Below are 8,290 nucleotides of genomic sequence, written 5' to 3' on the forward strand. Positions count from 1 at the left end.
GCACCCGCGGGCCTGCGGCAGTCGGCCGACGCCGGTGCGCCGACGGTCCCGTACCTGCACGTCCTGCTGCCCGCGCTCGTCGCGGTCGCGCTCGTGCGGCTCCTGCCGCGCACCGGTGCGGCGCTCGCGGGCACCCTGGCCGCTCTCGCGCTGCTCGCGCTCGGCGTCCTGCTGGTGCTCGCACCCGCGGGCCTGCGGCAGTCGGCCGACGCCGGTGCGCCGACGGTCCCGTACCTGCACGTCCTGCTGCCCGCGCTCGTCGCGGTCGCGCTCGTGCGGCTGCTGCCGCCCCGCGCGCCCGTGCTCGCGCCCCGGGTGCGGGAGGTGCGTCGCACGGTCCTGGCGACGGTCGCGCTGCTGGGCTGCGCCGCGATGTTCCCTCTCGTGGTCGCGGCCTCGGGCGTCGGGGGCCGCGCCGAGTACCACCTCGTGAAGCTCGCGCTCGTGGTGGTGGTGCCCGCGCTGGTGGTGCTCGCGACGCGCGGTGCGCTGAGCCGCGCGTGGCCGCGCGCCGCGTGGCGGTGGTGGGCGCCGGCCGTGGTCGTCGTGGTGTGGACGGCGCTCGCGCAGGCGGCGCCGTGGGTCGCGCACCCGCGCTACGACGACGTGCCGGTCGACCTGCTGGTGACGGCCGCGGTCGCCACCGCCGTCACGGCCGGGGTCGGGGAGGAGCTGCTCTACCGCGTGTGGTTGCAGACGCGGCTGGAGGCGCTGCTCGGGAGGTGGGGCGGCATCGCGGTCGCGACGCTCGCGTTCGCGCTGCTGCACGTGGGTGCGCGCCAGGGGCAGGGGCCGGTCGTCGAGGTCTCCGCCGCGCTCGTCGTGCAGGGCCTCGGGTTCGGGCTCGTCGCCGGGTACCTCTGGTCCCGGTACCGCAACCCGTGGCTGCTGGTCGCGCTGCACGTCCTCGCGAACGGCTACGGCGTCGCGGTCGTGCTGCTCGGCTGAGCGCGCCGTCGGGCCGCTCGGCGCCACCGGGTTCGCGGTGCCGAGCGGTCTCGCCGCTCAGCCTGCCGCCGGTCGCTCCGCGACGAGCACGTGGTGCGGGTGGACGCGGCCCGCGTCGAGCCGGGTCGCGGTGACCGTCAGGCCCGCGTCCCGCAACCAGCCGGCGACCACGTCGGGCGGCACGAACGTGAACGTGCCGGACCCGGCGGTGATGCGCAGCACGCGCACCGACAGGGTCTCCTGCCAGCGGTTCCACCGGACCTTCCACGCGGGCCGGTCGCCCATCTCCTTGACGACGAGCCGCCCGCCGGGTGCGACCTGCGCGGCCGCGGCCTCGAGCAGGTGCCGCTGCGCCTCGGCGGGCAGCAGGTACAGCACGTCGACGACCGCCACGGCCGTCCACGGCCCCGCGGGCACCGCGCCGTCGGGCGCGACCGACAGCTCGAGGTTCGGCACGCGCGCCGCGGCCGTCGCGCCGGCGGCGATCTTGTCGGCGTCGATGTCCACGCCGACCACGCGCCGCCCCGGGCCCGTCAGCGCGGCGTACGCGCTGAACAGGCCGTGCCCGCACCCGATCTCCAGCACCGGCCCGGCCTCGGGCAGCAGCTGCACGAGCCGCCGGAACGGTGCGCTCCACCAGCGCACGTGCACGTGCACGCGCGCCTCCCACGGTGCGCCGCGGTACAGCGCGAGGGCGGCGCGGCCCGCCGCGTCCGGTCGTCGGCCCGTCATGCGTCGCCCCTCGTCCCCAGCCCCGTGAAGCCCGTCAGCGTGTACCCCGCCGCCTCGACGGCGGCCCGCGTGCGCGGCGACGTGAGGGCCGCGAGCTCGTCGGCCCACCGGTACCCCCACGCGAAGCGGCCCGTGTCCGGGTCGTCGGCGACGCCCGGGTGCGCGTTCACCTCGAGCGACGACGCGCCCCGCGCCGCCGCCGCGCGCAGCACCGCGACGAGCCGCTCCTCGTCCATCGACCCCGCCTCGTCGAGCCCCGCGTAGTCCGCCGTCGTCGCGAGGCCCGCGCGCGCGAGACGACGCCGCAGCGCCGCGCTCAGCACCCCGACGCCCGCGCCCGTCACGCCCACGGCCCGGCTGCGCGGCAGTCGCACCGCCGGCACGCCCGCGGCGAGCGCGAGCTCCGTGACCACGCGGGCGACCGTCGGCCACAGGTGGGTGTGCTGGTGCGTGTCGACGTGCGTGACCGGCAGGCCGATCCCGCGCACGCGCTCGAGCTGCGCGCCCAGCTCGCGGCGCACGTCGTCGGGGTCGATGCGCCCGGCCGCGCCCCGCAGGACGACCGTCCGGTAGCTCAGCGGGAACCGGCCCGCGCGGTCCACGAGCGTCGGGACCTCGCGGGCCGACAGCAGCGGCGGGTCCTCGCCGACGAGCGCCAGGTGCGCGCCGACCTCGAGGGTCGGGTGGTCGCGCAGCACGCGCGCCGCGTCGTCGAACGCGGTGCCCACCGCGAGCAGCGACGTCGCGGTCACCACGCCGTGCACGTGGGCCTGCCGCACGGCGTCGTTGACACCGGCCGTGAGACCCAGGTCGTCGGCCGTGACGACCAGCCGCCGCGTCACGACGTGGCGCCGCCCGGCCGGGCGGGCAGCGTCCGCAGCTCGCGACGCAGCGTCCACATCTCCGCGAGCATGGTGCGGATCACGCCGAGCGACGACAGGGTCGACACCCCGCGCGTGCGCGGGAAGTAGTCGACACCGATCTGCAGCACCTGGAACCCCGCCTTCTGCGCCCGGACCAGGAGCTCGGCGTCGATGAACGAGCCCTCGCTGCGCAGCGTGACGTGGTCCAGCACCTCGCGGCGCACGAGCTTGAACGCGAAGTTCACGTCCCGCACGCGCATGCCGAACATCGCCCGGATCAGGCCGTTGTAGAGGAACGAGTACACGGCGCGCCGCGGCCCCTCGCCCGTGCGGTCCAGGCGGTACGCGCTGACGATGTCGACCTCGTAGGTCTGCAGCACGCGCAGCGCCCGGACGAGCTCGCGCATCTCGAACGGCAGGTCGGCGTCGGTGTAGAGCACGACGTCACCCGTCGCGGCCTCGAAACCCGAGCGCATCGACCCGCCGAGCTTGCGGTTGGTGGGGTGGTGCACGACGCGCACGTGCGGGTCGGCCGCCGCGAGCGCGTCGGCGATCTGCGGCGTGCGGTCGGTCGACGCGTCGTCGACCACGATGATCTCGTAGTCGCGCACGTGCCCGGCGTCGACCAGCTCGCGGCACGTGCCGGCCGCCGCGGCGACCGCGCGCTCGATGTACTCCTCCTCGTTCCACATCGGGAAGAAGACGGAGACCCGTCCCAGGGGCTCCGGGCCCTCGGTCGACGTCATGACACTGCCACCCCTCTGCCGAACAGGAACGTGAGCACGACGAGCAGCACGCCGCAGACCACCAGGGCCACGGGTGCCACCCACCGTCGACGGCGCGTCGCCAGGAAGTCCCCGGCCGCCGCCATCACCGGGAACGCCACCAGCACGTAGCGGCCGGTCCCCATGAAGTCCTTGGTCCCGATGATCGGGATGAGCAGGACCATCGCCGTGTACGCGGCGTAGCCCCACCCGAACAGGCGCTGCACCCGCCGCAGCAGGAGCACCGCGCACAGGCACGCGAGCGCCTGCAGCGTCAGCAGCGCCGCGACGTCGTAGGGGCCCTTGACGAGCGTGCCCGCGAAGACGAGCTTGAACCAGGTCTTCGGCCCGACGCCCTGGTTCCAGCCGGGTGCGCCCTCGACCTCGACGAACGCCAGCGGGTGGCCGAACTGCAGCCACAGGTACGTGACCCACCCCGCGAGCCCGAGGCCGGAGGCGAGCACGCCGACGTGCCGCAGCCGGACGTCGCGCACGGCGGCGACCACGTCGCGCCACCCCGGCCAGACGGGCGGCGTCGCGACGACGTCGCCCGTGAGCGGCCGCGCCGCCCGACGGTCCTGCGCGAGCAGCTCGAGCGTGCGGACCACCAGGCCGACCGCGACCGCGACGCCGACGGGCCGTCCGGCGGTCGCGACCGCCCCGACCAGCCCCGCCGCGAGGTACCAGCGCCGTTCGAGCAGCACGAACGCCCCCACGGCGCTGAGCAGGAACAGCGAGTCGGCGTACATGGGCCCGTACAGGAAGAACGCGTACGGGTAGAGCAGCAGCACGCCGACCGCGAGCACGGCGGACCGCTGCGGGAGGCGACCCCGGACCCACAGCGCGTACAGCAGCGCACCGGCCAGCCCGCACGCCACGGCGAGCACGTGCCCGGCCACCTGGTGGTCGCCCAGCAGGTCGCCCAGCCCGCGGACCCCCATCGGGTAGGCGGGGAAGAACGCGACGGCGGACTGCTGACCCGGGACGAACGAGTACCCGGCGCGCACGATGCCGAGGTACCACCCGGCGTCGAACTGGAACCAGCCGTCCATCCACGACGGTCCCGTCAGCTCGGGGTTCTGGCGCACCTGCGCGCGCGTCGAGAACGCCACGACGACGGACAGCAGCACCACGAGGGTCGCGAAGACCCCGGTCGTCGCGAGGACGAACCGTCCGCGGCCCGTGCCCTGGGGTGAGGTCGCCACCGACCCCGTCGTCCTGCTCCCGCTCACGGTCCTCTTCTCGGCCGATCGCACGTCACGCCCTACCCTTCTGCCCGGACACCGCTGGCGTCGGCCAGGGTGAGCATAGGCTCGGGCGCGCGCACGACGCGCCGGAGACGGTTCGGCCCGTGCGTGCAGGTCGCACGGGTCTCGTGAAGCGACGGAGGTGACGCGTGGGCCTGCTGGCCGTCGCCGGTGCCGCGCTCTGCTCGGGTGCCGCCGTGGTCCTGCAGGCGGTCGCCGCCCGTCGGCTGCCGACCGACGCCGGGCTCGGCGTCGGGCTGGTCCGACGCCTGGCGGGGTCGCCGGCCTACCTGGCGGCGCTGCTGCTCGTCGCGCTCGGGTTCGGGCTGTCGTTCGTCGCGCTGCGCACGCTGCCGCTGTTCGTCGTGCAGGCGGGGCGCGCGTCGGGGCTCGCGGTCGCCGCGGTGCTCGCGGTCCTGGTGCTCGGCGCGCGGTTCGGGCGCCGTGACGCCGCGGGCCTGGTCGCGCTGGGTGTCGGGCTCGTGGGTCTGGCCGTGAGCGTCGCACCGACCCGCGTGAGCGTGCCGCCGCCGGGCGTCCGCGTCGGCCTGCTGCTCGCGGCGCTCGCGCTCGCCGTCCTGGCGTGGCGCATCGCCGCGCGTCCGCCGTCCGCACGCTCGGGCATGGTCCTCGCGGTCGCGGCGGGGGTCGGCTACGCGGTCCTCGCGTTCGCCGCGCACGTCGTCGACCCGTCCCGTCCGCTCGCGATGCTGCTCGATCCGGCGCTGTGGGCCGGTGGTGTGGGCGGGGTGCTCGCGCTCGCGCTGACGGCGCTCGCGCTGCGGCGTGCGGCGGTCGTGCCCGTGACCGCCGCGACCGTCGCCACCGAGACGTGCCTGGGGGCCCTGCTGGGCCTCGTGCTGGTGGGCGACCGCGCGCTGCCCGGGCGCGGTCTGCTGGCCGCTGCCGCGTTCGTGCTGGTGCTCGGCGGTGCGCTGACGGTCGCCCGGTTCGGCGCGTCGGAGTCGCTGGTCGACGAGCAGCGGGCGCGCGACGACGCCTGAGGGCACCCGACGCACGCTCAGCGTCCGGTTCGCGCGGCGGACCACGCGCTGCGCAGGACGTCGTCCGCGTCGTGCACCGCCGACCAGCCGAGCCGGGTCCGGGCGCGGCCGGCGGCCGCCACGACCGCGGCGGGGTCGCCGTCGCGCCGCGGCAGCTCCTGCACGGGCAGGTCGCACGCGTCGAGCGCCCGGAGCCGGTCGACGACCTGACGCACCGAGACCCCCACCTCGGTGCCCACGTTGAGGGCCTGGGTGGTGGCCGGGCCCCGCGCCTCCTCGAGGGCGCGCAGCGCCGCGAGGTGGGCCGCCGCGACGTCGCGGACGTCCACGAGGTCCCGCACGCACGTGCCGTCGGGGGTGGGGTAGTCGGTGCCGTAGACCTGCGGCGCCTCGCCGCGGGCGAGCCGTCCGAGCACGATCGTCACGAGGTTCGCCTCCTCGTCGTCCCGCAGCAGCGGCGACGCGGCGCCGGCGACGTTGAAGTACCGCAGCGCGACGGACCGGATGCCGGCGGACGCCGCCGCGGCGAGCGCGCGCTCGCCGTCGACCTTGGTGCGTCCGTACGGGTTGACGGGTGCGAGCGGGGCGTCCTCGTCGACGAGCGACCCGGCGGGGGACCCGTACACGGCCGCGGACGACGAGAAGACGAGGTGTCCGACGCCGGTGCGCGTCATCGCCGCGAGCACGTTCTCCGTCCCGCCGACGTTCTGCTGGTGGTACCAGTCCGGGCGTGCCATCGACTCGTCGACGCGTTTGCGCGCGGCGAGGTGGACGACGGACGCGACGCCCCACCGGGTGATCGTGCCGGCGAGGACGTCGACCGCGCCGGGCGACGCGACGTCGACCTGGACGAGGGGGAGGCCGCGGATGCGGTCGGGCCGCCCCGTCGACAGGTCGTCGACGACGACGACCTGTCGTCCCGCGTTCAGCAGCGCGTCGACGACGTGCCCACCGATGTACCCCGCGCCCCCCGTGACCAGCACACTCACGTCCGAGAGCGTAGGGCTCCCGGCTGTGCGGAGGGGTCATTCCCCGGGTGGACAACGGTTCCGGCCGCCTCCGCCACGAGGAGGGCACGCGTGAGCACCGCGTCGAGCATGTCCGGGGTCAGGCGCCCGGTGAAGGTGTTCTGCTGGCTGACGTGGTAGCACCCGAGCAGCGTGAGCGCGCGGTCCTGGGTGCCGTGCCGCAGCGTGACCTCGACGCCGTGGCCGAACACCGGGCGCGGCCGGGGGACGGCCCAGCCCTGCTCGGCGAGCGTGGTCAGCAGCGCCTGCCACCCGAACCCGCCCAGCACGACGACGACGCGCGGCGCGACGAGCTCGAGCTCGCGTGCGAGCCAGGGCCCGCACGTGCGGCGCTCGGCGGGCGTCGGGGCGTTGGCGGGTGGTGCGCAGCGCACGGGGGCCGTCACGCGCACGTCGTGGAGCGTGAGGCCGTCGTCGACGGCGACCGACGTGGGCTGCGACGCCATGCCGACGCGGTGCATCGCCGCGAACAGGAAGTCCCCCGAGCGGTCGCCCGTGAACATGCGGCCGGTGCGGTTCGCGCCGTGCGCGGCGGGGGCCAGGCCCACCACGACGACGCGCGCCGCCGGGTCGCCGAACCCGGGTGCGGGGCGCGCCCAGTACGTCTGGCCGCGGTAGCGCGCGGGCGGGTGCGCGGCCTGGTCCTCGCGCCACGCGACGAGCCGCGGGCACGCCCGGCACGTCGTGGACACCGCCGCGAGCGTCTCGAGGTCGGGCGCGGCTGCGGCGGCCCGCACGACGTCGTCGGGCGTGGTCGGGACCGGGGCGCCGGTGTCGGCGCCGGTGTCGGTGACCACGACGTCAGAACCGCGTCGGGTCGCCCGCGCCCTCGCGCACGACCTCGGGCGCGCCCGACGTCCAGTCGACGACCGTGGTGGGGCCGGTCGCGCGCTCGCCGCCGTCGACGACCGCGTCGAGCACGTCGTCGAGCTCCTCCTTGATCTGCCAGCCCTCGGTCATGGGCCAGTCGTGGCCGGGCATGAGCAGCGAGGACGACAGCAGCGGCTCGCCGAGCTCGCGCAGGATCGCGCACGCGACCGGGTCGTCGGGGATGCGCACGCCCACCGAGCGCTTCTTCGCGTGGGCCAGGCGCCGCGGCACCTCGGGCGTCGCCAGGAGGATGAACGTGTACGGGCCGGGGGTCGCCGACTTGATCGCGCGGAACGCGCTGTTGTCGAGGTGCACCAGCTGCCCGAGCTGGGCGAAGTCGGAGCACACGAGCGTGAAGTGGTGGCGGTCGTCGAGCGTGCGGATGCGGCGGATGCGCTCGGCGCCCTCGTGGTTGTCCATGCGCGTGCCGAGCGCGTACATCGAGTCGGTCGGGTACGCGATCACCGCGTCGTCGCGCAGCATCGCGACGACCTGCGCGATCGAGCGCGGCTGCGGGTCCGTCGGGTGCACGTCGAGGTAGCGGGCCATGACGTCAGCGTAGGAGCCCCGCCGGGGCGCCGCGCGTGCGGCCCCCGCACGCGCTCAGCCCCGCAGCAGCAGCGACTCGACGACCGGCAGGCCGAGGTGCGAGGCGAGGGCCGGGTTTGCCACCATGCCCAGGGCGCCGCCGAGGGCGACCGCCCCCGCGACCGAGCACACACGTCGAAGCAGCGGGAACACCGGGGACCTCCGTCTCTGCGGGCCGCCGGGCTGCGGCTCCGTGCCTCCAGCCTTCCCGGCGGGCGCGTCCCGGCACATCCGGTGCGCCCCCGG

General features: G+C 76.1%; 10 protein-coding genes. 2 read left to right on the forward strand and 8 right to left on the reverse strand.

All coding sequences use genetic code 11. From position 1 onward, the window contains the following. The coding region (locus tag ATM99_RS13100) for a CPBP family intramembrane glutamic endopeptidase (RefSeq protein WP_062103329.1) at positions 1–948 on the forward strand (948 nt) is incomplete at its 5' end. 57 nt (positions 949–1,005) lie between these two features. Here the strand turns inward: ATM99_RS13100 and ATM99_RS13105 are convergent. The 4 genes from ATM99_RS13105 to ATM99_RS13120 are packed head-to-tail and all read right to left on the reverse strand — an operon-like array spanning position 1,006 to position 4,539. Continuing rightward, on the reverse strand, positions 1,006–1,680 hold the full coding sequence (locus ATM99_RS13105; RefSeq protein WP_062103330.1) for a class I SAM-dependent methyltransferase: 675 nt from the start codon (positions 1,678–1,680) through the stop codon (positions 1,006–1,008). After that, the gene (locus ATM99_RS13110) at positions 1,677–2,522 is read right to left on the reverse strand and encodes a ChbG/HpnK family deacetylase (protein WP_190278834.1); all 846 of its coding nucleotides are present in this window, start codon (positions 2,520–2,522) and stop codon (positions 1,677–1,679) included. The genes ATM99_RS13105 and ATM99_RS13110 overlap by 4 nt, the downstream gene beginning before the upstream one ends. After that, entirely contained in the window at positions 2,519–3,289 is a 771-nt protein-coding gene (locus ATM99_RS13115) for a glycosyltransferase family 2 protein (protein ID WP_062103332.1), read from the reverse strand. The genes ATM99_RS13110 and ATM99_RS13115 overlap by 4 nt, the downstream gene beginning before the upstream one ends. Beyond that, positions 3,286–4,539, reverse strand: coding sequence for a hypothetical protein (locus ATM99_RS13120; RefSeq protein WP_150118283.1), 1,254 nt, complete (start codon positions 4,537–4,539; stop codon positions 3,286–3,288). Before ATM99_RS13120 ends, ATM99_RS13115 begins: the two co-directional genes overlap by 4 nt. A gap of 164 nt (positions 4,540–4,703) precedes the next feature. Between ATM99_RS13120 and ATM99_RS13125 the strand changes: the two genes are divergently transcribed. Further along, the gene (locus tag ATM99_RS13125; protein ID WP_062103334.1) at positions 4,704–5,558 is read left to right on the forward strand and encodes a hypothetical protein; all 855 of its coding nucleotides are present in this window, start codon (positions 4,704–4,706) and stop codon (positions 5,556–5,558) included. A 17-nt stretch (positions 5,559–5,575) separates the two neighbouring features. On the opposite strand, the gene galE is transcribed toward ATM99_RS13125, so the two are convergent. The 4 genes from galE to ATM99_RS19375 are packed head-to-tail and all read right to left on the reverse strand — an operon-like array spanning position 5,576 to position 8,197. Next, on the reverse strand, positions 5,576–6,547 hold the full coding sequence (gene galE / locus ATM99_RS13130; protein WP_062103335.1) for a UDP-glucose 4-epimerase GalE: 972 nt from the start codon (positions 6,545–6,547) through the stop codon (positions 5,576–5,578). Continuing rightward, positions 6,544–7,383, reverse strand: a complete 840-nt coding sequence (locus ATM99_RS13135) for a uracil-DNA glycosylase (protein WP_082659729.1) — start codon at positions 7,381–7,383, stop codon at positions 6,544–6,546. The genes galE and ATM99_RS13135 overlap by 4 nt, the downstream gene beginning before the upstream one ends. 4 nt (positions 7,384–7,387) lie before the next feature. Further along, positions 7,388–8,005: an L-threonylcarbamoyladenylate synthase gene (locus ATM99_RS13140; RefSeq protein WP_062103336.1), complete on the reverse strand. Its 618-nt coding sequence runs from the start codon at positions 8,003–8,005 to the stop codon at positions 7,388–7,390. 54 nt (positions 8,006–8,059) lie between these two features. Then, entirely contained in the window at positions 8,060–8,197 is a 138-nt protein-coding gene (locus tag ATM99_RS19375) for a hypothetical protein (protein WP_190278835.1), read from the reverse strand. Positions 8,198–8,290 lie beyond the last annotated feature (93 nt).

The organism is Cellulomonas sp. B6 (assembly GCF_001462455.1).
Lineage (GTDB): Bacteria > Actinomycetota > Actinomycetes > Actinomycetales > Cellulomonadaceae > Cellulomonas.

What these genes read in the sequence shown, in the direction of transcription:
- ATM99_RS13105 (WP_062103330.1), bottom strand. Translation starts at nt 1,680, where the DNA reads ATGACGGGCCGACGACCGGACGCGGCGGGCCGCGCCGCCCTCGCGCTG.
- ATM99_RS13115 (WP_062103332.1), bottom strand. Translation starts at nt 3,289, where the DNA reads ATGACGTCGACCGAGGGCCCGGAGCCCCTGGGACGGGTCTCCGTCTTC.
- ATM99_RS13140 (WP_062103336.1), bottom strand. Translation starts at nt 8,005, where the DNA reads ATGGCCCGCTACCTCGACGTGCACCCGACGGACCCGCAGCCGCGCTCG.